At 47.1% G+C, this 26,120-nt stretch carries 25 protein-coding genes; 9 read left to right on the forward strand and 16 right to left on the reverse strand.

Translation table 11 applies throughout. The features are described from left to right. Positions 1-94: 94 nt before the first annotated feature. The 3 genes from M3P05_RS18960 (at position 95) to M3P05_RS18970 (ending at position 3,737) form a co-directional block, all read left to right on the forward strand. Positions 95-1,597, forward strand: a complete 1,503-nt coding sequence (locus M3P05_RS18960; protein ID WP_249701681.1) for an AAA family ATPase — start codon at positions 95-97, stop codon at positions 1,595-1,597. Between the two features lie 76 nt (positions 1,598-1,673). Next, positions 1,674-2,468 carry a cytochrome C assembly family protein gene (locus M3P05_RS18965; RefSeq protein ID WP_249701682.1) on the forward strand — a complete coding sequence of 265 codons (795 nt, stop codon included), beginning with the start codon at positions 1,674-1,676 and terminating at the stop codon, positions 2,466-2,468. Positions 2,469-2,480: 12 nt separating this feature from the next. Beyond that, positions 2,481-3,737: an HlyC/CorC family transporter gene (locus M3P05_RS18970; protein ID WP_249701684.1), complete on the forward strand. Its 1,257-nt coding sequence runs from the start codon at positions 2,481-2,483 to the stop codon at positions 3,735-3,737. Between the two features lie 48 nt (positions 3,738-3,785). Here M3P05_RS18970 and M3P05_RS18975 read toward each other — a convergent pair whose 3' ends face one another. After that, entirely contained in the window at positions 3,786-4,325 is a 540-nt protein-coding gene (locus M3P05_RS18975; protein WP_249701685.1) for a gamma carbonic anhydrase family protein, read from the reverse strand. A gap of 265 nt (positions 4,326-4,590) precedes the next feature. Between M3P05_RS18975 and M3P05_RS18980 the strand changes: the two genes are divergently transcribed. Continuing rightward, entirely contained in the window at positions 4,591-6,294 is a 1,704-nt protein-coding gene (locus M3P05_RS18980) for a protein-tyrosine phosphatase family protein (RefSeq protein WP_249701686.1), read from the forward strand. 3 nt (positions 6,295-6,297) lie between these two features. Here the strand turns inward: M3P05_RS18980 and M3P05_RS18985 are convergent, their stop codons facing one another. Then, entirely contained in the window at positions 6,298-6,984 is a 687-nt protein-coding gene (locus tag M3P05_RS18985) for an NUDIX hydrolase (RefSeq protein ID WP_249701687.1), read from the reverse strand. 72 nt (positions 6,985-7,056) lie between these two features. Then, entirely contained in the window at positions 7,057-7,929 is an 873-nt protein-coding gene (locus M3P05_RS18990) for a polyamine aminopropyltransferase (RefSeq protein WP_249701688.1), read from the reverse strand. 195 nt (positions 7,930-8,124) lie between these two features. Between M3P05_RS18990 and M3P05_RS18995 the strand changes: the two genes are divergently transcribed. Further along, positions 8,125-8,658, forward strand: a complete 534-nt coding sequence (locus M3P05_RS18995) for an NUDIX hydrolase (RefSeq protein WP_249701689.1) — start codon at positions 8,125-8,127, stop codon at positions 8,656-8,658. Here M3P05_RS18995 and M3P05_RS19000 read toward each other — a convergent pair. From M3P05_RS19000 to M3P05_RS19020, 5 genes are all read right to left on the reverse strand, one after another. Beyond that, positions 8,647-9,267, reverse strand: a complete 621-nt coding sequence (locus M3P05_RS19000; RefSeq protein WP_249701690.1) for a cytochrome b/b6 domain-containing protein — start codon at positions 9,265-9,267, stop codon at positions 8,647-8,649. The two genes, M3P05_RS18995 and M3P05_RS19000, sit on opposite strands and share 12 nt — an antisense overlap. Then, complete coding sequence (locus M3P05_RS19005; RefSeq protein ID WP_249701691.1) at positions 9,264-10,892, reverse strand: tetrathionate reductase family octaheme c-type cytochrome; 1,629 nt, start codon at positions 10,890-10,892, stop codon at positions 9,264-9,266. The genes M3P05_RS19000 and M3P05_RS19005 overlap by 4 nt, the downstream gene beginning before the upstream one ends. 143 nt (positions 10,893-11,035) lie before the next feature. Continuing rightward, the gene (locus tag M3P05_RS19010; RefSeq protein WP_249701692.1) at positions 11,036-12,463 is read right to left on the reverse strand and encodes an MATE family efflux transporter; all 1,428 of its coding nucleotides are present in this window, start codon (positions 12,461-12,463) and stop codon (positions 11,036-11,038) included. 173 nt (positions 12,464-12,636) lie between these two features. Beyond that, positions 12,637-12,954 (reverse strand): Nif3-like dinuclear metal center hexameric protein, encoded by a 318-nt coding sequence (locus tag M3P05_RS19015; protein ID WP_249701693.1) that lies wholly within the window; start codon positions 12,952-12,954, stop codon positions 12,637-12,639. Positions 12,955-12,962: 8 nt separating this feature from the next. After that, complete coding sequence (locus M3P05_RS19020) at positions 12,963-14,096, reverse strand: 1-acyl-sn-glycerol-3-phosphate acyltransferase (RefSeq protein ID WP_249701694.1); 1,134 nt, start codon at positions 14,094-14,096, stop codon at positions 12,963-12,965. A 398-nt stretch (positions 14,097-14,494) separates the two neighbouring features. On the opposite strand from M3P05_RS19020, the gene M3P05_RS19025 reads away from it, so the two are divergent. After that, a complete protein-coding gene (locus M3P05_RS19025) occupies positions 14,495-14,980 on the forward strand; it encodes a tetratricopeptide repeat protein (protein ID WP_249701695.1) in 486 nt (161 codons plus the stop codon). Continuing rightward, on the forward strand, positions 14,980-15,207 hold the full coding sequence (locus M3P05_RS19030) for a putative signal transducing protein (protein ID WP_249701696.1): 228 nt from the start codon (positions 14,980-14,982) through the stop codon (positions 15,205-15,207). Before M3P05_RS19025 ends, M3P05_RS19030 begins: the two co-directional genes overlap by 1 nt. A gap of 3 nt (positions 15,208-15,210) precedes the next feature. Here the strand turns inward: M3P05_RS19030 and phnX are convergent, their stop codons facing one another. The 3 genes from phnX to M3P05_RS19045 form a co-directional block, all read right to left on the reverse strand. Then, positions 15,211-16,023 carry a phosphonoacetaldehyde hydrolase gene (phnX, locus tag M3P05_RS19035; RefSeq protein ID WP_249701697.1) on the reverse strand — a complete coding sequence of 271 codons (813 nt, stop codon included), beginning with the start codon at positions 16,021-16,023 and terminating at the stop codon, positions 15,211-15,213. Then, positions 16,023-17,144 (reverse strand): 2-aminoethylphosphonate--pyruvate transaminase, encoded by a 1,122-nt coding sequence (gene phnW, locus M3P05_RS19040; protein ID WP_249701698.1) that lies wholly within the window; start codon positions 17,142-17,144, stop codon positions 16,023-16,025. The genes phnX and phnW overlap by 1 nt, the downstream gene beginning before the upstream one ends. Before the next feature lie 185 nt (positions 17,145-17,329). Beyond that, positions 17,330-18,175 carry an MBL fold metallo-hydrolase gene (locus M3P05_RS19045; protein ID WP_249701699.1) on the reverse strand — a complete coding sequence of 282 codons (846 nt, stop codon included), beginning with the start codon at positions 18,173-18,175 and terminating at the stop codon, positions 17,330-17,332. Between the two features lie 168 nt (positions 18,176-18,343). Between M3P05_RS19045 and M3P05_RS19050 the strand changes: the two genes are divergently transcribed. Further along, positions 18,344-19,744, forward strand: a complete 1,401-nt coding sequence (locus tag M3P05_RS19050; RefSeq protein ID WP_249701700.1) for a hypothetical protein — start codon at positions 18,344-18,346, stop codon at positions 19,742-19,744. A gap of 48 nt (positions 19,745-19,792) precedes the next feature. On the opposite strand, the gene M3P05_RS19055 is transcribed toward M3P05_RS19050, so the two are convergent. From M3P05_RS19055 to M3P05_RS19065, 3 genes are all read right to left on the reverse strand, one after another. Continuing rightward, positions 19,793-21,289, reverse strand: a complete 1,497-nt coding sequence (locus tag M3P05_RS19055; protein WP_249701702.1) for an SET domain-containing protein-lysine N-methyltransferase — start codon at positions 21,287-21,289, stop codon at positions 19,793-19,795. Positions 21,290-21,693: 404 nt separating this feature from the next. Beyond that, entirely contained in the window at positions 21,694-23,841 is a 2,148-nt protein-coding gene (dinG, locus tag M3P05_RS19060; RefSeq protein WP_249701703.1) for an ATP-dependent DNA helicase DinG, read from the reverse strand. Positions 23,842-23,922: 81 nt separating this feature from the next. Next, the gene (locus M3P05_RS19065) at positions 23,923-24,243 is read right to left on the reverse strand and encodes a DUF1145 domain-containing protein (protein ID WP_249701704.1); all 321 of its coding nucleotides are present in this window, start codon (positions 24,241-24,243) and stop codon (positions 23,923-23,925) included. Positions 24,244-24,285: 42 nt separating this feature from the next. On the opposite strand from M3P05_RS19065, the gene M3P05_RS19070 reads away from it, so the two are divergent. Next, positions 24,286-24,768, forward strand: coding sequence for a YchJ family protein (locus tag M3P05_RS19070; protein ID WP_249701705.1), 483 nt, complete (start codon positions 24,286-24,288; stop codon positions 24,766-24,768). A 72-nt stretch (positions 24,769-24,840) separates the two neighbouring features. Here the strand turns inward: M3P05_RS19070 and M3P05_RS19075 are convergent, their stop codons facing one another. Then, positions 24,841-25,563 carry a hypothetical protein gene (locus M3P05_RS19075; protein WP_249701706.1) on the reverse strand — a complete coding sequence of 241 codons (723 nt, stop codon included), beginning with the start codon at positions 25,561-25,563 and terminating at the stop codon, positions 24,841-24,843. After that, on the reverse strand, positions 25,560-26,120 hold a 561-nt coding region (locus M3P05_RS19080), incomplete at its 5' end, for a hypothetical protein (protein WP_249701707.1). The genes M3P05_RS19075 and M3P05_RS19080, both read right to left, overlap by 4 nt.

The following is a 26,120-nucleotide window of genomic DNA, read 5'->3' on the forward strand; positions in this document are numbered from 1 at the left end:
GCTACTTCATCTAAAACAAAGAGAAAGTCTTTTTCTCATCACTTGCTTGCGCTTGCTTTAATAAATGAAGGGCTATCAATTTATGGAATACCTAATGACAGCCCAAAAAATTCTTAAACGGCTTCCACTACTCGTAACTTTTTATCTCTCTTTTTGCATAAGTCATGCTTTGGCTGAAAGTGGCGGTGCAATAGGCCCAGAACAGAACCAGGTTTCCTATACAAGAGAATATCTGGCCTCCCAGCGCCTTTTTGATCGAATGGTCGATACCTCCTCAAACCCACCAAATGAATCAAATATCCAACAATTGATTTTGAGTCATGCCAAAGTGGCCGAGAGGGAACTCAACAAGGCCATGAGAGAGTATCCATTCTACAACGCTGTCAGTTACTCAATATCCACCGTCATTGTTGCACTACCAATCCTGGCGAGCTGGAGAACATTGCAAAATGCTTTTTTCAGACTGCCTGAGATAGTTCAGATTCTTTCCACATCCTTGATACCACCATGTACCATGCTCGCCCTGATTCCTATTGCATCAATATCTCTTCAAGCCTATTTTGCGGTCGCTCCACCGGCTCTGGCCGAGGAAAACCTGGTTATTCAATACGGTTCCAAAAAGAATTTTCTGGCTCCAAGCACTCAGTCCTATATTGAGAATGAACTCTTTTATTCTTACTGGCAAAATCCCAGCGCCTACGGCCTTACGCGTCTTCGAAAAATTTTAGATAAGGCTTTGAGGCTACCTGTTTATACCAAAAGACTGACATACAGTCGCAAAAGGATATCCGAAGCACTCGTCAACTTTCCCCAGGAAGTTGTTGACCGGCTAAGTCGGTATGCCATGACAGAAATCATGTTCCAGAGAATGGATCCAAAACCCTCCAGCCACTATCCGGTCTATTTCCAGGGAGCACCCGGAACCGGAAAAACCTATGCAGCCCAAAAACTAACCGAGGCAATGGGAACCACGCTCGCCGTTGTCACTCTTGAGGGTGCAAGCATTGACGATATGATCGGCACGTCCTTTGAGAGCCAGGACGCACGAGCAGGACGACTGTTAGACGCGATTCTCGCTAATACTAATTCCAGCGCCGACATCAACCATAAGAATCAGGTTCTGATTATTGATGAATTTGATCGTCTGCTGATTTCCAATGATAAAAAGTCTGAAGAAGTTCTGGCCTTTATGCTCAAGCTTCTGGATCCAGTCTGCCGCTCATTTTATTCCGCCTACCTGAAAACCGAAGTTCAGCTGCCCGACTCCATCATTCTGGCCGGAAACACGGATATAAATCTTCTCGCCCTCAAAGAGCCCCGCCTGGTTGCTCTCGCATCACGTCTGGAAACCGTCCATTTCCCCGGATTTTCCCCTGAGGCCAAGCAGCAGATTGTTGAACGAATCATGATCCCTCGATTGGAGAAAAGCTACAGATCGCTGGGTAAAGGGCTGTCTGATTTTGCTCTGCCCGATGAAGACAGGAGCAAGATCGTCGCTTTTACACACTCGAATGAAGACCCAGGCCTGCGCAATCTTGAAAAATACATCAACAGCCTTTTTGAACAGCACCTTATTCATGTAATAGAACCCGATTAAGTGTGATTTTAGCGACTAGCTCTTCACCCGTGACACGGCTTATGCCAAACTTCCGGAATACGGAAAAGGTTTGCCAATGTCAGTCGAAGTGCCCAGTGCCCTTGCCATAACTCTTTACAGTATCAGCGCCATCCTTCAATGGCTCAGGGTTAAAGGAAGGGATATTCCAAGATCATACGTCCAGCTGCTTACACTTGGTGGCGTTACTGCTCAGTGTCTGAGTGTTTATCATGCCATTCATATTCCAGCCGGTATTAACCTGAACTTTTTCTCCACAGGTTCATTGAGTGCGGGCATGGTGGTATTGATAGTACTTGCCAGCAGCCTGCGAAAACCTGTTGAAAACCTGTTTCTCGGTCTTCTTCCCCTGGCTATTGCAGCCATTGCAACTAATATGCTGTTTTCGGCCTCCTCGGTTATTCTGACCAATCATTCGGCCGGACTGGTTGCCCATATTATTGTTTCCATCCTGTCCTACAGCGTGATGACCGTTGCAGCATTTCAGGCTCTACTTCTCTCTTACCAGGAAAGGCATCTGAAAGATCACTTGCCAGTTGGCATCATCAAAGCCTTTCCCCCTATGCAGACCATGGAGAAACTGCTGTTTGAGTTTCTTTGGGCAGGATTGATTCTCCTGACCTTCTCCCTGGGTAGTGGTTTTTTCTATCTACATGATATGTTTGCTCAGCATATAGCCCATAAAACTATTCTGGGTGTTATGGCCTGGTTTCTTTTTGCCACACTACTGGCTGGAAGGTCACTTCTGGGCTGGCGCGGACGAACAGCGATTCGTTGGACACTCAGCGGATTTCTTTTATTGATGCTGGCCTATTTCGGCAGCCGTTTTATTATCGATCTGGTTATTAACTGAGAGCGTATCACCTTGAACGAAGCACCCATCGGCATACTGCTGGGCGTACTGGTTTTTCTACTGTTTCTTTCTGCTTTCTTTTCCAGTTCCGAAACTGGAATGATGGCTCTCAACCGCTACCGGCTACGCCACCAGGCCCGTAGCGGCCATAAGGGTGCTATACGCACCAGTAAATTGCTGGAGCGCCCGGATCGCCTGATCGGGGTTATCCTGATCGGCAATAACTTCGTGAATATTCTGGCTTCCGCCATTGCCACCATCGTTGCCATGCGTATCTGGGGTAACAGCGGTATTGCTATCGCCACATTTGGCCTGACTCTTCTGGTTCTTATCTTTGGCGAAGTGACTCCGAAAACACTGGCTGCACTGCACCCTGAGCGGGTGGCATTTCCTGCTTCTGTGATTCTGCGGCCTCTTCTGAAAGTGCTTTACCCTTTTGTTGTTGTCGCCAATACGATATCAAACGCTCTGTTGAAAATGTTTGGCGTTGATCCCAACCATACTGGTGCCGACCAGTTGAGTCAGGAAGAGCTGCGCACTGTTGTGAATGAAGCCGGCTCGCTGATTCCCACCCGGCACAAAAGTATGCTTACCAATATTCTTGATCTGGAGAATGTCACGGTTGATGACATTATGATTCCCCGGAACGAAATTATCGGTATTGATATTGAAGAGGATATTGAAGATATCCTGGACCAACTGCGTACAGCCCAGCATACCCGTCTCCCCGTCTACAAGGGTGATGTAAACAATATTATTGGCATCCTGCATATGCGTAACGTTGCCAAGTTGCTGAGCCTTGAAGAAATCAACAAAGCCGCCCTGCTTAACGAGACAGCTGACCCGTACTTTGTTCCGGAAATCACCCCACTGCATACACAGATGGTCAACTTTCAGAAACAGAAGCTGCGTTCAGCGTTTGTTGTTGATGAATATGGCGATGTTATAGGTCTAGTCACACTGGAAGATATTCTGGAGGAGATCGTCGGTGACTTTACCACCGATGTTGATGATATCAGCCAGGACATTACTCCCCAAAAAGACGGTACCTATATCATTGATGGCACTGCCAGCATCCGGGAAACCAACAAATCCCTGGATTGGGAACTGCCTACGGAAGGACCAAAAACCCTGAACGGTTTGATTACCGAACATCTGGAAGAGATTCCAGATTCAGGAGTCTGTTTGGCCATAGGAAATTACAGAATTGAGATTCTGCAAACCCGGGATAATGTTGTGAAAACTGTCAAAGCCTGGGCTGTAAAATAGAAAAAGGGGCAATTTGCCCCTTTCATGCCAAACCGATTAAGCGTGCTGCTAAATATTCGGAAACCGCTCATCAACTTTGAGCTGTTCTTTATACTTTTTGAAGTTCTGCACATAGTGTGCACTGGACCACTCAAGCATTTTCTTCTGCTGATCAGTCAACTCCTTGACGACCTTGCCCGGAGATCCCATCACCAGAGAACCATCTGGAATCACCTTTCCTTCAGGAATCAGGGTATTGGCCCCGATCAGACAGTATTTGCCGATTTTCGCTCCGTTCAGAATAACAGCATTGATCCCAATGAGACTGTAATCTCCAATCTCACAGCCATGAAGCATAGACTGATGACCAACTGTCACCCCTTTACCAATAGTCAGGGGAACACCGGAGTCTGTATGCAGCACAGAGCCATCCTGAACATTACTTTCAGCCCCGATTGTGATGAAATCGTTATCACCACGAATCACTGCGTTGTACCAGACACTGGCATTCTGCTTGAGAATCACTGAACCAATCACCGTGGCATTATCCGCCACAAACCAGTCATCACCCTGAATATCTACACACCTGTCACCTAACCGGTAAATCATAACAACTTTCACTCCTTTGGCCTGAATGGGTGAAAGTATATGAATATTCCTCTACGAGAAAGGGTAAAACAGGTTAACTCCTCTCAAAATCAGCGCCAAACTATTAAGTTTTCATTCGTGGGTAAATACACAACAATGAACAGGCTGATCGAGTCTGATAATACCTCCAGCTAGCATTCTGAACTATCACTCTCAGGTGCTGTCTATTAATGCTTCAAAGGATTATGCATGAGTTTTCATAACGCTGTTGTCAGGAGAACAAACCATGGAAGGCCATTCAAGCATTACAAGAGTTTCATCGAGCACGTCGCTGGCACAGGACATTTGTGTTCATAAGCAAAAAGCACATAATGTTGCGACCATAGAACCACACTTAACACTTCCGCAGGAAAACCTTGCCAAAGCCAAAAGAACAGGGTCTCTTGAACAATTATCTATTGCTTCCACTGATCCATATCGGTCAACTGCCAAACTAGCTATAGCTAAAGGACCTGAAGAAAAACACCTTCAGTCAAGGATTCAGTTATTACAGTTTTCATTGGGATTTATCCAAGATGAAAACCAAAAACCACTCGATGCTATCCTGGAGCAGATTAATGAATCCCTGATAAATCTGATGGACTCCCGGAACACGAAAGCTCTAAAAGAACACTTACCGGAATTAATTCAGCTTGAGCAATCTATCCGTTGCCACTTCAATATTCATATGATTGATTGCTGGCATGAATATGCAGCATTACTTTATGTGATAAAGGGGCAACTGGAATCTCCCAATCGCCCACGACAAACCGTTCAGGTAGGCGACTACACAGTTCAATTAGCAAGCAAGGAATCAGCTCAATACTTCAGAGAGTCTATCGAAGGATTATTTGAGATGAGAAGATCTGCACTTAAGAAACTGAGAGAAGAAAAACCGCAAGACAAACAGTCAGAAATCCAAATTCGAATGGGGATTGAGGGCTGCCTCAACAGATCCTACAACCAGGTTATCACCACGCTGATGGGGGAGGCCCTTGGCTCACAGAGAAAAGCACGGAATATCAGCCTGACCCCAAACGACCGGCTTAAACTGCCAGAAGAAGACATCAAAAAGCTGGGAGAGAGCCCATATGCCAAACCTTTTAAAGAGGGAGATTTATCTGTCAAAGAGCGTGCCGCAAATACTATTCCTTTAAGTCACACTCAGTTGGTCTTGAATAAGAAAAACGGCCACTCCATTCGATTATGTACCAATCATATTTACATTAACGGTAAACATGCCGGAATGATTATGCAGGCCCCCCGCCCCGATGAACTTGAGCTGGTCATATCGGCCATTCTTGATGAACAAATCATAGGAGTTCTGGACTTGACCAGTTCAAATGGAAGGGCTCTTTGTAACGATACATCACGCGATAGTTACGACCCGGTTCTTGAGTGGCAATTTTTGGAAGACAGGCATGAAACTGATTCTTATATTCTGGAAGTGGTGAAAAGGGATTCCGTAGACTGGGGAGAGAGGCAAAAATACTATGTGTTTTTTAAGACCTTCAACGTTGTTGATAAAACAAGTCAGAAGTGTCTTCACACATTCACATCAATGAACTTTGCCAACTGGCCTGACCGCTCTGGTTTACATCCATACCATATGGAAGCTCTTGTGGACGAAGTCAATAAGGCGCTTGCTGAATATTCATTTACCAAAGAAAAGAAACCTATCCTGATAAACTGTCTCGCTGGCCTGGGGCGTTCAAGTTCTTTTGCAGCTGCATCTAACATCATTGAAGATTCAGAGAGGATTGATGTTCAAGGCTGGGAACTTGGCCAGCTTGCGTTAAATGCCATCCTGCATCTAAGACTGTCCCGATCAGGAGAAGCTGTTCAGACACTCACTCAGGCCTACGGTCTGCTGCATCTGGAAACACTGATGCAGCAAGAAAGAATGAAGCCAACTGTCTGCGAGCAAGAGGCACAAATGGCTTTACAGTGATGTTTATGCCTGTCGGCACCACAGTCCGTTTTCTACCTGGTCACCCCGCGTCTGAGGGACATCCAGGGGTATATTGGCACCAAGGGAAATATTCAGAAACTCCACCAGCATTATCGCTGTCAGGCCCCAGATCTGGTATTCACCAAACTGCCACGCCGGTACATGAAAAGTCATATGTCGATAGCTGAGTTTGTCTGTACGAACACTGCCTGATTCAAGAAAGAAACTGACTGGTACCCGGAAGATTCGATCAAGCTCATGGGGATTGGCAACAAGCTCAACATCAGGATCAATGACCCCAACATAAGGCGTCACTTTAATGCCAAACCTGGAAATCACATCACCTGTTGTGCCCAGGAAATCCACCTGACTTGTCGGCAGTCCAATTTCTTCGTGGGATTCTCTGAGAGCAGTCTGCAACAGGCTTTTATCTTCAGGGTCTCGCTTACCACCAGGAAAAGCGACTTCGCCACCATGGGTATTCAGGTGGCCGCAACGACGGGTAAAAACAATTTCAGGGTCACGCTCATGCCGCGTCAGGGCAATAAGAACGGCGGCTTCTGGAGCTTCAACATCTAATCTGCGGGGAGTATGAGAACTTAACTGTTGGCGAATATTTATCAGCATAGTATTGGGCACTTCCCTGCCCCGGATTATCTTTCTTGGTGAATATTTATCATTGGACTGCATACCCTAACCATCATACTGCCAACCAATCATGACAGTTTTGCAGTGCAGGAACGGCTAATTATAGTTGTCTTATTACATTTCCATAACCCGGTACTCTCCTGCAAGCATGGGCTCAACAAACATGCTGAAGGAAAAACCTGCATTAATCTTCTGATCCAGCTTACCGGCACGCTCGCGCAATACCAGAGGATTTACAATCTGGCGGTGCTTGAGAGCCGCGACAATAATATGGCTGGCATCCGGTGTTTCCCAGACAAACACATGGGGAAACACATCGATAATACGATCAATATCCTTCTGTGCGCTGCGCCGCCCCCCCAGCATAACCAGTAGCGTTCCCTGTTCGTTCAGACGGTCACGAATGCCCCGAAGAATGGTTGGGTCACGAAACACATCAGATGTGTCCTGCAATACTGCTTCCCGATCCAGGTAGACAACATCATAGATTCCACGTGGACGACTAAGCAGATAATCCAGTTTCTCATCGTGCCTGACAGTCAAACGGTCATCTGAGCGCACACCGAAGTATTCACTGGCGACCGTAATCATCGCCGTATCCTGATCAACCACATCAATAAACTGTGCCGGGGTAAAGTTGCGAAGAAAACGAATCAGGCCGATGTTTTTCATTCCAACAACAAGCGAGTGTCCATGGGACGGAGCAAGCAGGAATGATGCCAGAAGCTCCCTATGTTCAGCCTGGATGGGAACTTCCGGCTGCAGCAGGCTGATACGGGAACCAATGGTTTCTTCACCACGGGCATTCTTGTAAAACAGAGTGCGGAAAGTGCCTTCATCCATGACTTTCATGGTTTTCTGACCTTCAACAGTCACCCCTTCCAGAGGCAGGCTCCGGAAACCATTAATACACATGGCAGGCCCGGCCTGAAGGGAAAACGGCAGGAAAATCAGTAACAGGGCCAGGGCTCTCGGTAACATATCCACCAGGCATGTAACATGAAGGTGTACAGGTAGACAGCCCCTAAGCGACTGAGTTCCCTTCTTTTTACCATGGAAATACCTCACCGCATTTTCATTTTTCGGAGTGGGCATTTCCCGCTCATGGCTGTTTTACATTCTTCTTATTGCCAAAACAGAGCGTTCTGGCACACTGAAGTGAGTGTATTTGAGGGAAAATGGATGAAATATTGCAGCCAGTGCGGACAGCCAGTCAGTTTATCAATCCCCGAAGGTGATGATCGCCACCGTCATGTCTGCAATGTCTGCAACACAATCCACTACCAGAACCCCAAAATTATTGCCGGAATTCTACCGGTATTTGAAGATAAGATTCTTCTGTGCCGCCGGGCCATAGAACCCCGCCACGGTCTCTGGACTCTGCCAGCCGGTTTTATGGAAAACGAGGAATCTACCCTTGAAGCGGCACGTCGTGAAACCTGGGAAGAGGCCCAGGCCCGCACCTGTATGGAGCATCTGTATGTGGTGCTGAGTGTGCCGCGCATCAGTCAGGTTTATATGATCTACCTGGCCCAACTGGAAGCGCCCGAGTTTGGCCCGGGCGAAGAAAGTCTGGAAGTGAAACTGTTTGCCGAAGAGGAAGTCCCCTGGGAGGAGATCGCTTTTCATACTGTTCGGCGTACTCTTGAGTTTTACTTTGCCGACCGAAGCAAGAAGAACGATTTCCCCATGAAGGACGAAACATTAATTCTCTAGCTTCTTCTCATCTTCATCGTCATATACCTCACCATAACCGGTCAGCAGCGACATCATATGCTCACCAACCGTCGGCCCGGTGGTAATGATATAGACATGGGCCACCAGGAAGGTCAGCATCAGCCAGGCACCGGCTACATGGATATTGGCCACCCATGGTAAAGCCGGATGCGCCCCCTGCCCCATCCATACGCTGTAAAACATATAGAACAGACCACTGCCCCAGATCATTGGCATTAATACCAGTTTGAGCAGCAGGTAAGTGAGCCGCTGCAGCGGGTTATGTTTGGCCCAACGCTTGCGCCGGTAAGGATGATGCTCACCATTAAAGATGCCGAACAGATAAAACCGGATCACATCCCCCATCTGGTTGCTTGTAGGAAGGTAGTGTTTCCACTGCCCGGTTGTCGCCGACCAGAAAATGGCAAGAACCCATAATGTCAGCAGACTCCATGCACAGATATTGTGCACCATCACAGCCTTGTTAAAACCAACCAGCTGATAGCTGCCGTGTATTTCAAAGCCGGTCAGCAGAAGGGCAAAGATAATCAGCATCTGAGCCCAGTGCCAGAAGCGCTCAAAACGGGTGAAGATTAACTCCTGTCTCATAGCTGACCTCCTTTAGTTCTGCGTGTATAGCGAAGCAGGCCGTGGCCGATTCCCGCAAGGATTGACATCAGCACCAGCAACATACCGATCCTGTCCAGCCACTCACTGTGGTCACGTCCCGGCAGGTAGATGCCACCGATTCCAGCCATACGACTGTTGTCACGGTTATGACAGGCAACGCAGTCCAGCGCCTGATCAGCCGGTGCCACCATATGAGTAATCGGGAACAGATAGGTTGTCTTGGTAAACTCCACCTTGCCGCTGAAAGGCTGGTCAACGGCTTTCATCCCGGCTGCAGCCGCTTTCTGCCAGTCGTAGGATTTCCAGAATGCCGCATCATCCTTACCAAACAGGTGGGGAACGATCATCTGACCAGTTTCGGGGTCTCGCGGGGTCACACTGCGCATTACTTTGAACGGCCAGATACGGGAACCGGAATCAGCAGCACTGCCTTCCAGTTTCACCAGTTCCACAACACCTTCGGCATTCTTTTCAGTCTTGTCGCCGATCAGGGTGTAATTCATCTTGCCGTTAAACCAGGCATATTCAGGTGGAACCTTCTTCTGCCAGGTAAAGTCGCCCTTCTTCGGACTGTAAGTGATATTCCCTTCTTCATCCTTCAGAGTCTCCTTGCTCTTACCCGCTGTTGACCAGTCCCAGGCCACCTTGGTTTTCTTATCACGGGCAAACTCGGGAATATGGCAGGTCTGACAGGCAACCTTGGCCACATGCTTATTGAGGAGTGGTGCAGGTCCATCCTTATGAGGATCACTGTCATGACAGGATTCACAGGTTGCCCGCCCGCCAAACTCATGGCCAGGCACATCAATCCCGTTCATATCACGGGCATTCATAGTTATACGACTGCCGGCAGTGATATGGTCGACGGTGGTATGACAGTCCTGACAGGTCATATTCAGGCCATCAGCATCCATATGAACATCAAGGCCAAAGGATGGTTTGCTCAGGGTTGAGTCCATATCCCCATGCTTAACACTGTCACCGCCACCACCGTAGAAATGGCAGGAACCGCAGTTATCACGGCTGGATTCCCCAACACTGCGGGCAACCTTGGCCAGATCAACCGGCTCGCGGATCTTACCGGACTTGGGCGGCCACTCTTTCGGGGTATAGTTGGGATGTCCGGCCATGGTCGGGAACTTGCTGTATTCGCCGGATGTATCATGACAAACCAGGCAGTCCACATTTTCCTGCTTGGTAAAGTCGAACTTATCATCCTTCCAGCCATAGCCGGCATGACAACTGGTACAGCGGGCCTCATTGGTACGAACCGCCATACAGAAGTTGTTGATGATATTGTCTTTACCAGGTTCACGGCTGTCTTTGGCAGGATCGATCTTCCAGTTCCAGTGAATACTCTTCTGAACCTGGGCAGCCGCTTCGGTATGACATTCCAGACAGGCTTTGGTGACATCCGGCCCTGTGGCGAATGTCCCCTGCAGAACTTTAAACTCGCTATGGTCTGCCGTACTGGCAACAGCTAATGAAGCTGTTGCCAGCAAACCTGCAAGAGTGCCTTTCAATAACGATCTTGATGTTTTCGTTATGAACAGCCTGATTGGTGTTGTTCTTCTATCAACTGACTTTTTTTTGGTGATAACCATCTGGAAACGCTCCGAGATAGTGATAATCACCTACATCATAAGATGAGTATTTAGCGCCATTTATTGACGGATATCATGCAACTGGAGTTTATATAAGTAAAATCTAATATAGCTACCAGATATGTCGTCAAACTGATTATTTATCAGGCGGCTATGGCATGCTCAGGATGGTCATCATTTCCATGCTGAGCAGTCCTTTCAGAATTACGGACATGTCGTTTACCAATTATTCGTAACCGGTTAAACGATAGAATCCCGACAATACTCAAAGCTGTTACCAGGCCAATCCAGAAGCCATGAGGCCCCATGGTTGGTACCAGAATATCCGTCAGTGCAAGAATATATCCCAGCGGCATGGCAATAACCCAGCAGGCAAACATCATCATATACATGGGAACACGGGTGTCCTTGTATCCACGCAGTGCCCCTATTGAGAGAATCTGTACACCATCCACCAGCTGGAACATGGCTGCAAAGATCAACAGCTCGGCAGCCAGTGCAATAACGGCGACTTCCGTTGTATAAATTGAAGCAAGCTCAGGAGCAAAGGTCAGAATACCCAAAACAAGGAAGCTGGCCAGAATCAGAATCGTCACCACACCAGACATACTGGCAAAGAATGCATCTTTGGGATTTCCAGCGCCAATTTCATAGCCAATCCGAATGGTGACGCCAGCTCCCAGACTGACTGGAATCACATAAGTCACATTGGAAATATTCAGGGCAATCTGATGCCCGGCAACAACCGTGGCCCCCAGGCTGCCAATTGCCAGTGCGATAACGGCAAAGATTGAGGTCTCAATGAAAAAGCTGATGCCAACCGGCAGCCCAAGTCGCAGATGTTCAGCAATGGAACTAAGTTTTGGTTTCTCAACACTCTTCAGAGGCGAAGTTTTTTGATGATCCGGATGGCAGCGGGTGTAAATCAGCATCAAAACAGCCATCAGAGTAAAGCAGATTGCTGTCGCATAACCGCAGCCAGCTCCCCCAAGGGCAGGCAAGCCCAGCTTGCCGTAGATCAGCACATAGTTTGCCGGGATGTTGACCAGGAGACCTGCAAACCCAACCAGCATCGGAGCCTTGGTATCTGCCACACCCTCACAGTAACTGGTCATTACCTGATACATACACATGGCCGGTGCGCCATAAGCCATACCGCCAATATAAGCTCGGGCAATAGGTGCAATAGCTGCGTCGACTTCCATCCACTCCATCAGAGGATTTGCGCCCCAGAGGAGAAGAAGTGAAACCAGAGACAGGATCACTGCAATCCATACCCCCTGAAAGGCCTTGTGCCCTATCCGGTCATATTCTTTGGCTCCATAGAGCTGCGCCACAATAGGCGTCATGGCCATTAAAACGCCACGAATCAGGTTGAACAGCGGAAACCAGATACTGCCCCCGATAGCAACCGCAGCAAGATCTGTTGAAGAATAGTGCCCTGCCATGGTGACATCGACAAAGCCCATACCTATGGCTGACAGCTGAGCCCCCATTATTGGCAGGGATAAAAGCAATAGTTTTTTCAGTTCACCATAATAACGATGAAGTAATGAGGGACTTGGGGGCATTCCGGTGCCTTGGGCTAATAAATTATTGAAACACGACTTTGATTATAAGCCTCTGGATGAACAATAAATATTGAGAGAACTACATCTGCTGTTACTGCTTTCAATACCAAGAAACGTTTTTAGAAGAGGAAATTGAGGATTACTTGTCAACCTAGCAAATACCAAACTCTATTCTATGAGCAGCGAGGATCAAGCATCCAGACTTCAAAAGCCGGTTCTTCGTAAGGGTGTGAGTTGCGAAGAGCGGTAATTGCCGCATCAACGAGATGATCCTCACAAACCATCTCCACTTTATACTCAGAAACAGTTTCCACTACACCATGCTGTCCCAGGTGGGGGTTACTGTCTGCCAATGGACGAAACTGGCCAGTTCCCAGTGTCTGCCAGCAACAGCAGTCATAATCACCGATGCGGCCAGCACCGGCTGCAAACAGGGATTGCTTAACTGATTCCAGATTCGCTTCAGGAACGAAGAAACAGAGTTTGTACATTTTTATTATCAGTTTCTATTGAAAACCGGATTGGCATAGATCTTCAGGAACCAGTCACGGGCATTGCCTGCACAACTTTCAAGACGCTCTTTGAAAGTACTTTCCAAAGCACCAAGATCCTCGCTGGAAAAATTCTTTTTCCACTGATCCATGTTGTCCTGCTTCATGGCAATATCACGAGCCAGCCAGTTGGAGGGCCAGAGCTTGTAAAGCTGATGCATCTGCTGATCAATATTTTCAACCACAGCCTGTGGCGTATCCAGGGAGGAATCAACCGGCTTGCCAAAGCTGACATGCACCCGGCCTTTCCAGCCTTCAATGCCACGGATAATGCTGCGCAGATCTTCGTCTTCTTCCTTGTCGTAATCCCCATTGTCCTGACGCTGGAACAGCTCCTCAGCCTTCCTGGCATCACAGGGGTCATACTCGTAGGAGATTGAGACGGGAATAATATTCAGCATCTCCACCATTTCCGAGAAGCTGCGGCCTTCCTTTTTGTGGCTCATAAACAGCATTTTCAGAATGGCGGGATCAGTGCGGTCATCACCATCTTTGGCCCGCCCTTCCCGGTGCGCCATCCAGACATTATGACCATTGGTGATGGAATCTGTGATATAGGCAGAAAGCCGCTGAAAGGCTATCAGCTTCTCTTTACGACCGGTGAGTGAGCGGTGAACAATAAAGCTTTTATTCAAACGCATCAGATCCGCAACATATGGGCGACCCAGCAGGTTGTCACCAATAGCGTTACGGGTGGTATCAAGCCCCTGACGATAAAACACATAATTCACCAGAGCAGGGTCCATCACGATGTCACGATGGTTGCTCAGGAGAAGGCAGGGCTTATCACTTGAAAGGTTTTCCAGACCAGACCAGGTGACATTGTCGGTGGTCTTGGCAATCACCATTTCCAGCATGGGGGCAATACACATCTGCAGGCTGCGAACATCGTTCACACCTTTCAGCTGTCTGCGAAGATACATGCCGACAAAGGGGCGAAGCAGACCACGCAGGCAGGAAGGCACACCTCTGTGCCGAATATGCCCAAGCGCATCCAGAAGCTGAGGATTACCCAGCAACCGGTTAACAACCTCTTCCACCTCATCATCACGATAAGGACGTATATCTTTGAATTGACCCATATGGACTAGTCGATATATGCCTGTAATTACCAAGCCGCATTATATGGCTCAGAAGGTTTCAGTTCTGTATCAACCCGTTGTCTTTATACCCCGCTTTGTAACAGGAGACTACAGAAAAATTAAGAACAACCTGTAGCAGAGCCTCCCAATATAGGTAGATAGCGTTATAATCCCCACGCACAACACGAATAAGCCTGAACAAATGCGCATATTTTTCAACCTGTAACCGGTTGGAAATGTATTTTCAGGATACCAACAGCCATAAGTGTGAAGTACCCACCCCGACAATGAAAATGCCGGGTATTTCCATGGCAAGCATAGGCGCGCCGCCAGGCCGCTGGAAATGCAGACAGGACATCTGCATTTTGGAGTAAACATAAAGCTAATTGAGGCAGTTTATGGTCCAGCATCTTCGCACCAAAATCATTGGACTCGCAGCTATCCTGGGAACACTACTTTTTACATCCACGGCATGGTCAGACAACCTGACTGAGCAGCCTCAGATTACTCCAGAACTGATCACGCAGCTGAAAAGCAAATCCAACAGCGGCGACCATGATGCAACCTGCAAGCTGGCTGATCTTTACCGGAAAGGGAATGGTATCAACAAGGATCTGACTATTGCGTTTGATCTATACGCAGAGGCCGCCCGGGAAGGACACCCAATGGCTCGATATCGACTGGGCAGTGCTTATCACAAGGGCGAAGGAACAGAAAGCAACCAGATATCCGCCTGGATCTGGCTGACTCTCGCCAGCGAAGATGATTCACCAGTCAAGGCTGAAGCCCTGCAACTCAGAGAAAAAGTGAGCCGTTCTCTTACTGAAGCCCAGCAGGATCGTGCACAGGTTCTGGCGAACAATTTCAGAGAGATGTTTTACTGATGATTAAGGTTTTTTCCCCTCGCGACCCTATGGAAGCAGAGTGCCTGCGGGATCTGCTGATCAGTCACCATATTCACTGTCATACCGGCGGTACCTATCTGCAGGGTGCCATAGGTGAGTTACCCGCACACGATCTGCTTGGGCTGTATGTTGATGTTGCCGATGCAGATCGTGCCCGCGAAATCATTGATGACTGGATGAAGGCCAAACCCGTTATTGAGGAATAGAACCTAAAGCTGTTTCTCAATATCCTGAATAACTTCCGGAAGGTCAGCGATGCTGTCAATAATGTAATGACAGCCCGCTGACCTGAACTTCTGCCCGGCAATCCGCCGACATTTTTCCTTGGTCTGTTCCGAGGCTTCATTAAACTGACTCAGGGTCATACCAGTCTCATTGCCTGAAAGCATCAACCCAACAGTCCACATTCCGGCATTCAGACCCTCATATATGCCCGGCAGTGAATCATCAACCTTGATGCAGTGCTTCACACTGGATGTATGAAGGTCAATCATATTCTGCAGAGCCATCCATGGGCCAGGCCGGCCTCCAGGTGCAAGGTCATCGCAAGCTACAGCGGCATCGGGACGATAGCCTTTTCGGGCTGCTGCCTCGACAAGAACATCCAGAACCTCTCGTGGGTAACCCGAGCAGGAACCAATTTTAATCCCTCTGTGCCTTAACCATTCCACTGTATCCAAGGAACCGGGAATAGGATCTGAATATTCAGCAACCCTGACCTTCTGCAGAGGAAGGAACGTGTTATAGATCCTGTCGACATCTTTATCATCCATGGGACGGCCAAACTGATTCATCCAGCGAGAAGCCACAGCTGGCAGTTCTCCCAGCGCTTTAATATGGTGCCATTTCCCTAAGCCCATGGGCTCCCTGGCTTCTTTCAACGTTATCTTGAAGTCGCAGGCATCCCGAAAAGCCTCCACAAAAATGGCTGTTGGCGCCCAGGAACCAAAATCCACGACAGTTCCCGCCCAATCCAGAATCACCGCTTCAACTTTGTATCCGTGAGTGCTGCGCATACCCATTATTTATGCTCCCAGTACATGCTGTTATGAACGGCCTCTATCAGCCGGGCAATATCTCGGGGGTAAACTTCACCAATCGTCCCTATACGAAAACAGTCTGCATCAGACACTTTACCGGGGTAGATGACAAATCCCAGTTTTTTCAAGTGCTGGTAAAATTCAGCAAAACTGTAATCCGGGCTTACTGGAGAATAGAACGAAGTTATAAACGGTGAGTGCTGTTCATGGGGCAACAGGCAGCAAAAATCTAGTGATTCCATACCTTTAACCAATAGTTTCTGGTTATCACAGTAGCGCTGGTAACGGTGTTCAACACCTCCCTCTGCATCCAGTTCCTGAAGCGCCTGGTAGAAAGCCCTGACCGTATGGGTTGGTGATGTGAAACGCCACTTTCCATGATTCTTTTCCATACACTGCCACTGATCGTACAGATCCAGCGCCAGAGAGCGAGCAATACCCTTGCACTTTTCCAGATGGTTCTGTCTTGCAATCACAAAACCAAATCCCGGTACGCCCTGGATACATTTATTGGCTGAACTGATCAGGTAGTCGATACCAAGCTCAGCTATATCGAACGGTATTCCACCAAAACTGCTCATGGCATCAACAATAAACAGGCAACCACTTTGCTTAACCACATCAGCAACTTCTGCCAAAGGGTTGAGCATGCCTGTTGTTGTTTCACAGTGAACCATCGCAACATGGTTAATAGCCGGTTCGCTGGCCAGAATATCTCTCACTTGCTGTGCTGTTGGTTGCCCAGTTTCCCCACAGTCCAAAACCTGATGTCTGATACCCAGACACCGGGCAATCTCAACCATCCGCTGCCCATAAACCCCATTGGTAATAAACAGAACACAACCTGAATCAGGAATAATGGAGCCAAGTGTTGCTTCTACAGAAGCAGTACCGCTGCCCTGCATCAAAACAGCGGTATACCCCGGCTGGCTGGTTGCCAGCTCGACCAGTCGGGAGCGTATCGTCTCCACAATGTCGCGGTTGTAATCATCATCCCATGTGCACCAGTCACGCATCATGGCCTGGCGGACAGTCCGAGAGGTTGATAAAGGTCCGGGGGTTAACAGCAGGTAAGGGTTTTCTGATTCATCCAGGATGCTCATGGACTGTCTTTCCTGTTAATCGGATGACTGGACTTAATAAAATGGCTGAGAAACCATGATCTTTCCCGTAAAAATGTTTGTATTACAGGAAAAAACCATGGATCAAATTTCCGGGGCCATTTGATTCTTTCTGCCAGATTACATTGTTATCATTTTTATTAACTTATGCTGACTGTTTAGCCGCATTATCCACTTCCAGAAAGGCTCTTATCTGGTACATCCATATTCACGGATAAGGCTGCCCTGATCAAGTTTCTCTTACTTAGATTAAAAGCCGATATCCAGCTGATCATTTCCTCCCGCCCCAGAACCTCCCTTGTAACCTGATTCAGTGAAAACCCTTTCTCTGCCAGACTTTGAGCCTCATAGCAGAGGTTTTCCAGATTCTTCAGTTTCTCTTCCATGGACTCTCGTGCATATTCCACAATTCCCCGATGCGGGCAGAAGATCACATCAAAATCCAGCTCAAGCACTCGGCGAATACTGTCCATCAATAATTCAAGGTTTTCATCTCCCCGAAGTATTCTGATGGTCTTGGAGACATAGAGATCACCACTGAACAGCCATTTCTGCCTTGGCAGGTAGAACACATGAAGATCTTTCGCATGCCCGGGAGTATGGACAGGAATTACCGGGCTGCCATCTTCCAGCTCTATGAATTCAGGGTAGGGTTCTGTTGTAACTGGCTCCATGGAACCCCATACCACCTTTTGAACAGGTGGAATGCGATACCCTGTCGCCATTTTCCCCTTGCTCTGCTCTGGAGCCAGTGGTGTGACGCCAGTCAGGGCAGAAATGCGTCTGGCATTACCGCTATGATCTTCATGATGGTGAGTGATTAATAACTGGCGTACCGGTTTTTCTGAGATGAAAGGACGCACATAGCCCCATTGATTGCTGGGGCCACAGTCAATCAGCGTAGAACCCAGACGATAGACTACAAAGGTGGTATTAATTCCGGCGTTTAGCCGTCCCACCCTGATGCCTTCCACAGCATCATTGGCGTAGGTGTAATAACCTCGAACTGGCATGGCTTGTTCCTGTCACAGGCTATTCGCATCCTGCCCACGGAGACAATAGCAGGCAATGGCTTTTTCGCTGATCAATCGTGGCATAAACATCCAGGGTTTTCATCGCAGGCTCCCTAAACAGAAATGAACCTTTCACAAAGGTTGTTAGAAATACTGACACACTGGAGAGTGCCTGAAACACCTAAAGTCCTGAGTATTGAATTTTTGTTAAAATACGAGGTTAACATGCCAAGCAGGATTCACCACAAAACACGTGCCGCCACACCGGCCTACATGTGTCGAAGAAACCGTAAACATCGTTTGAAAAAAAACCGTCAATCAATCAATCTTCCTGGCAAAAAAAAGGAAACAGTGTGTCAGCTGGCACTGCTCGGAGGCAAAATGATCTCAATAGCAGTACCTGAACGGTTGGTTTGTTCCTCCTGCCATCATCCTTCTATAAAGACTATGTCCTGCCCCTGCGGTGAGAATATCAAATGCAGGAGATGCATTGTTTCTTGTCTTCAAATAAACGCTGGGTTATCTCTTGGTTTTGATGTTTGTCGAGCCTGCGACAAGGGTATTCAGGGTTCTATCGAGAAAAGGCTGGAAGGAGAAAAGCTTTACGACAAGGTTGAAAACATCACTTCCAGGGGGGTAAACCGTAAAGATTTCGAGTGGTGTATTACCCCCTATTCGAATGCAGAAGAAATAAGTAGTGAAGCCCACAAAACTTTTTACCAGCCACTTATATCTGGAAATGTGTCTGGAGCGTGTATTCCCATTAGCAGTCTGGCTCTGTCTGGGCAAAGCCCAGAAAAGCACCTTTTGCTTAATCAGGGAGAGCTTTTACGCCGACCTCTTCATAAATCGGAGGATGAATCTTCACAGGAATACAACCAGGATAACTTCGCAGACAAATGCTGTGCTGAAGGTGTTGTAATGCTTGGCTCTGCTGAAAAAACCTTTCGGATTGTGAAAAGTGTTGATATAACACAGGGGAACAAATGCGAGCTTACAATGAACGATGTTGGATTCTCTCTTCAATTTGATAACAAAAGCCTGGCTGAACCCAAGCGTGGCAAGCTAACAGTTATTTGCCAGGTTTTACTTCCTGAAGCCATCAGGGCAGCAATACCTGAATCGGCACTTAATGGCATTGTATCTGGTTTATACATGATCAATAGCTCAGTGGAAACGGATCCGGTCACAATCAATATTCAGCATTGTTTAGCTTTATCTCAAGGGTGCATGGGACATCTTTTAGATCATTATCAGGCGTTGGGGTTAAAATTTGTAAATGCTGTCGCTGTTGATCTAGGGAAAAAACCATTTACTGCTGAAATAATTGCTGCCAGAGTGAATCACGCACATCAATATGCCAGCGTAATAACCAGACTCCCCGACCACCCAGTTTTCATTTTTCTTGTCAGCGCATCAGGAAATAAAAAATACTCTGATGATGATCTTTATAGCGAACAGAAAAAACAAATTCAGGCTCTTCCTCAGCTCCCTCTTGCTGGAAGCCAACGGGTTGCTCAGCCTTATCACTTGCGTAATAAACCGGAGGAACCTTGGTTTTCTTGTTAATCTCATGAGTTAAGCCTCACATCATTACTGTGTGGCTTATTATTCAAATCAAAGACCAGGCTTTTTACGTGGAACAACACACCCATCAACAATTTTGACATAATCATCTGGTTTTTTGACAATACGTGTTTTTTTGTAGTCAAAGTCGATGTGGTCTTCTGTGTCATCATAATCCCAAGTAATTTCATCACCGACATTGATATCTTTTGTAGCAAAAAACATTGGTTTATCATCATTACAAATAAGATAGTTAACATTTGGATTCTTACTGTGATTGGCCATTGCCAAAGGAGTGGGTGCAGCATGCCCCGCTTCTCTTGCAGCATCAATGCCTTTGTAAACTTTACTCAGCCTTAATTCATTCCTTAGTGAATCTGAATAGCCAATTTTCCGCATAGCTTCGTCACCCCAAAGCCAAAAGACATAAGTATCATCAGACACAAATTCGTCTCCAGCCTCGCCTTCTCTCCAAATAATATATCGACCATCTGAAAGTATCATGCGAAAGACTTGCTCTCCATAATACTCTCCAAGGCACGTACAGGAGGGAATGAATTTTTTGGCAAACAAACCCTGACCTGCTCCTTCAATGTCACTTTGCTTAACTTCAAATATTTGTTTTGTTGAGATGGAGGACGCACTGTCTACAACAGAGCATGCTCCTTGCTGTTTAATTGCAAATATTTGAGTGTGTAAACTTTGCTCAATCCATTTGTTCTTTTTTACCTGTTCAGAAATTTTATCACTTTCCTTACGTTTCGTTATTTTTTTTTCCAAGTCAGATACCTGTTTATCTTTATCGCTTAGAGCCTGTTCCAAATGCAAAATCTGATCGCGCTTTTCGTATAAATCTTTTTTCAAATCGTAAATTTTTAATTCTAAAACTTTGTGAGTCTTTCGGTGACGCTTATTGGTTTCAGCGGAACCTTCCAATTTTTTGTTTAATTTTTTTATTTTTAAGTCCGCCTTTTTAAGCTTATCTTTCATTATTTTGGAATCGGATCGTATTTTTGAATATTTTTCTTTAAAAGATTCTTTCCATTTTTGGAGACGTTTATTGCAGGTTTTCTTAAGATCCTTGTTTGATGAAGAATGACGTTTATCTACTTCAGCTTCCGGACTGTCATCTATAGTCATAACAATCAACTTGGGAGACTCAAAGGGTAATTCTGGGCCCGGTGCCTTATTCTGAAAGCCAGAGTTTGAGTCAGCAGCCTTTATGCTCTCTCCAAGTGGAACACTTGACGAATCTGCCACAGGCGCAGGCTTACAAATTTCATGCTGCTCATTAAAAACCTGCGACTGGATATAGCGGGCTTGCGGGCTATGGACAACCCTACGCTCATGGCAAGACCTCAACAGTTCTGGCATTCTACTAACGTGAAATTGCCCATGGTATCCATGCCCTATCTGACTGGACTGCGAATAACCGAAGTAACTTGGTTGATAGTCTGACCCAGCGTGGTTGGCACCCTGAGGTCTACGAGGGTCAGAACTGCTGCGGCTGTAGCTATGGTCATAGCCATTAAAAGCTAATCTTTTCATCTACAATGATCCTTTTGTATACCGCTCAAGCGAATTATTTTTAGAGAATTAAGTACCCAGACAGTTGCTTTCATATGTTATGGCAAATGGTTTTTTTCACCCTTCAAGGCAAAACGCCAAGAGCGTAGCCATAGCTACGTGACCAGCGTCGTAACGTCGCAAGGGTGGGAAAAGACGCCATCAGAATATATGAAAGCAACTATCTGGGTACTTTTATGTACTGAGATAGCAATATCTCTGAGCATATTGACCATGAATGTAACGTACCAGTTCCGTATTAACTAACCTGGCCGTTATCAATACTGTTTCATCGAATCAGGCTTATACTTCCAGACTTGATTAAGATACCCCTCTGAAAGTAACAGGCAAGTTATAACCATCTGCGACCCGAACGACTTCATCTGTTAGCTGATTTGCCTCTGATAGGGCGGAAGCGAATCTAAAAGCGCCTGCCCGTAACGTCTTGTCAGAAGCCGACGATCAAGAATAGTGATCAGCCCCTTATCCTGCTCGGTTCGCAGCAAACGGCCGCTGGCCTGCACCAGGCGTATGGCTGCATCCGGGACAGAAATTTCCATAAAGGGATTTCCTCCCCTGGCTTCCACCCACTCAGCCAGAGAAGCTTCAACCGGGTCATCGGGCACAGCAAAGGGGATCTTGGCAATGACAACATGTTCACAGTACTTGCCTGGCAAATCGATACCTTCCGCAAGGCTGGCAAGACCAAAGATAACGCTGACATCGCCTTCATCAATTTTTTCCCGGTGCAGACGCAGCAGTTCCTTTTTGGAATAGTCATCCTGCATCATGACCAGCTTGCGTTCATCCCGGTCCAGACCAAAAAAGACATCCTTCATCTGGCGCCGTGATGAGAAAAGAACCAGTGTTCCTGCTGTTTTGGAAAACATACCCGGCAGGCTGTCAATCAACTCATCCGTATGTTTATCAGCCTGGCCCGGATCGGTTTTCATCTGGGGGATCTTTAATACCCCGGCATCAGCGTGATGAAAGGGGCTGGGTACAACCTCACAGCGAGCTTCCACAGGAATCCCGGCGCGCATGCGATAACGATCAAAGTGCCCCAGAGCGGTAAGAGTTGCCGAGGTCACAACAGCACCCCAGGCATGATTCCACAGATATTCGCGCAACAGCCCACCAGCCAGAATCAGGCTGCTGGCGACTTTCAGATCCTGATAGCCATTATTATCTGCCAGCTCAATCCAGCGTGCAGAAGGCGGAACACTCTCCGGGTCAGGCTTACTCCAGCTCATCCAGAGTTCATGATTACTCTGGAGCCGTAAAAGCAGTGAGCCAATCACAGGAAGAATCTGTTCTGCCTGAAGTCGATCAACACCTGACACATCACCATCCAGTGCACTCTTCAGCTCACCGACAACACGATCCGCCAGATCAACAGCCACACTGAACCCGGCCTTCATACGTCCAGCCATTTCCATCAGTTCATCCGGCACAACACCGTTAGGTAAACGGTAAACCAGAGTCCGACCATTCTCTGACTCGCTGGAGCTGTTGAAATCGGCGATTGAAAGCAGAGCTTCGCGCATGGAAGTCTGCTCTTCCTTTAACTCACGAAACCGGCCTTCAAGCTGTTCGAACCATTCACCTATCTTTCCGGGCAGTGCATGGGAACCAAGTATTCGTCCAAGTTGCTTGCCCGACTGCTCAAGCCAGCGAGCGGTGTCGTTTAAACGGGTTTCATGGGAAAAATGGCTGATTGCTTTGTCCGGCAGGTGGTGCCCTTCATCAAAAACATAGAGGCACTCTTTTGGCGCAGGAAGAATGGCCCCTCCTCCCAGCATTAAATCAGACAGTACCAGGTCATGGTTGGTGATAATGACATCGACCTTATCCAGACTCGCCCGTGCCCGATAAAATGGACAACCACTGAAATGTGGACAGCGAGGTCCTGTACACTGGGCATGAGTTGAGGTGAGCTGAAACCACTCATCATCTTCGATACTGTCTGCCCAGCTATCCCGATCACCATCCCAGGAACCGGATGCCAATCGGGTAATCATATTTTCGTAAAGAAGAGTGGCGCTTTCATCTAAATCTATCTTGAACCCTTCTTCAGCGAACAGGGCCATGGTGGCAGCGCTGGCATTCTGGCTCTGCAGAAGAGTATCCAGTTTTTGAACACAGATATAACGACGGCGTCCCTTGGCAAGAGCCACAGTAAAATCCAGGCCGCTGTTATGGCGTATATCGGGCAGATCCTTATTCAGGATCTGTTCCTGCAAAGCAACCGTTGCCGTAGAAATAACCAGGGTTTTCTCAGAGTCCTTGGCCAGAGGTATACCCGCCAGCGTATAACCAACTGTTTTACCTGTACCCGTTCCTGCTTCGATCACGCAGACAGCCGGATCTGAAGTCCGTTTACCATCATCGTCCATATCTATGGTGCCGATAGTCTTGGCAATCTCGGCAATCATCACCTTCTGGCCATAACGAGGTTTCAGCTCTCGCTTTTGCAGAAACTGGCTGTATGCTTTCTGAATTGTCTGGCGCAGGGCAGGTGCCACCTGGGACATGAAGTGTTCCGCTACCGTTTGATCAAAGTAAGAAAGTTATTATACCTGTACTGTATGGATATGCAGTAAGTTGTACTCACATTACTTTGAAGTGCCTTCGGTTGCTTCCAGATATCGACCTGCCACATGGAAAACGCCAAACACCAGAATCAGCGCAGCATCCTTTGCGGTATAGGTTCCGATTTGCAGCAACCGCTTGCGAAACAAAATAGCTTCCAAAGAATGGGCCAAAAGAATACAGCCACCAACAATAGAGACTATTTCACCCAGAGGCTGGGACCATGACAGGAAAAATGTCGACAGAACCGTCCCCCAGAAAAGAAGTGTTATCACCCTTAAAATATTCAATACGACTGCCATTTTTTCTGTTACATCCTGCTCTTTCTCAAACGGACTATACATCCAGAGCCTTACCTGGAACCAGCTTCTGGTATCATTCTAAACATGACGACTCAAAATACTTGCCCCTGTGGCTCTGCAAACACTTACGATAACTGCTGTGGCCTGTTGCATCAGGGTAAAGACACAGCCCAATCTGCTGAGCAGCTGATGCGCTCCCGCTATACCGCCTGGTCGCTGGGCCTGATCGATTATCTCCACGACACCACCTGGTCAAAACAACAGGCGGGATTAAACCGTGAAGAAATGACGGAGTGGGCTGAACGTACTCAGTGGCTCAGTCTCGAAATTCTGGACACTATGGCTGGTCAAGCCGATGATAACAATGGCGAAGTTGAATTTCTGGCCAGGTTCCAGCTGCCTCCTGTTGAAGCAGTTCAGGAACACCGTGAACGCTCAAAATTCGTTGTTGAAAGCGGCCGCTGGTTTTTTGTTGATCCTTCTATCCCGGTAAGATCCAGCAATATTGGGCGAAACGATCCCTGCCCCTGTGGCAGCGGTAAGAAATATAAGAAGTGTTGTGGTTAGAAGTGGCAGGCGCATAGCGTCTGCTTCAGATTCCAATTGTTCTGATATCCCAAGTCATTCTTAGCATTCCCCCTATTTCTCTTGTTCAGCAAGCGTCATTAATTTATCAATTTCTTGCTGAAGCATATTCAGGCCTTGATCAAAAGATCCTCCGCTCGCACGGGAACCCAAAAGTCTTCTGTCATCATCAAAAACTACCGATTTGGTCAGGCCTGGTCTTCTAGCACTTTGCGTACGTAATCGTGCGCTAAAATCCCCTGATTTGGGTCTGGCAGCCTGTTGAGTCACAGCTAATAAAGGGGGGGATAAATGAGGCTTCAGGTGTTCCATACTTCTGGTAATTTCTTTCTCTCTCTGATGAACAGCAACCGCCTGAGCTGCTTTCATTCTCAACTGATCCAGAGCAAATTCCTGCAGGGGTAATTTGGACATCTCAAGAAGATCGACTTCCTTTTCCTCCTTTGCAACGAGAACCCCATTGTCATCGTACTTCATATTATGCTCAGGCAGTGCTTCAATAATTAGCACCTCACCTGAGTCCGGATCAAGTATCACAACTGCATCATGCTTTCTTTGATCATCAATTCCTAACCTCTTAATTTTCACTTGGTAAAACCGGCTTCTTCTATTGAGTCCAAAAACTCCATCACTACAAAAATTTCTATTAAATAATACAGGGTTTAGACCAAGCTCAGAGTGTCTTATCCATTCAAAAAGTGCCCCCGCAAAACAGGCACCATCACATTCAGAAACAGGGATAGCCTGAGTTGTGAACTTAACATGGCCATCTTTCAAATATTGACGTTTCTTATCCCCTTTAATTTTTGACAGGAAACCATGACCGGGGTAAAGCTCAACACCTCTGGTGACATTATGGATGAATGCAACATGCGAATACTTTTTAAATCATCAATATACTTATGAAACTTGCCTCCCTTCCCCGGTTCCTGATCCTGTACAACAGAGTGCAGTACGGCTAGATCTGACAGCAAGAAAGATGTTTTATCTAGAATCGAATATGCTTTTTTATACCCGCTGGCATGTATGTCTCTTAAGGTTCTTTCCGAGCTAAATTCATCATCAACTGTCATGGCATATGTATGAACAAACCTGACTTCAATAACGTCTTTCTCTTCAACGCTGCCCACGAATACTCCAGCCTTACGTTTCTTGTTTTGTTTTGAAATATGTACGCTGCCATCAAGGTTTATTTCTACCTGCTTCCTGTAAGTTTTATTTTTTTTCTCATGTACATTTGTGATGTAACCAAGCCTTGATCGTACAGCTCCAATTGGAGCTCCCTCTTCCATATTTTGCAAAAATGGAAGGACATCGTTTTTCCTTACAATATG

Origin of the sequence: Parendozoicomonas callyspongiae (assembly GCF_023502345.1) — a bacterium.
GTDB classification, from domain to species: Bacteria; Pseudomonadota; Gammaproteobacteria; order Pseudomonadales; family Endozoicomonadaceae; genus Sansalvadorimonas; species Sansalvadorimonas callyspongiae.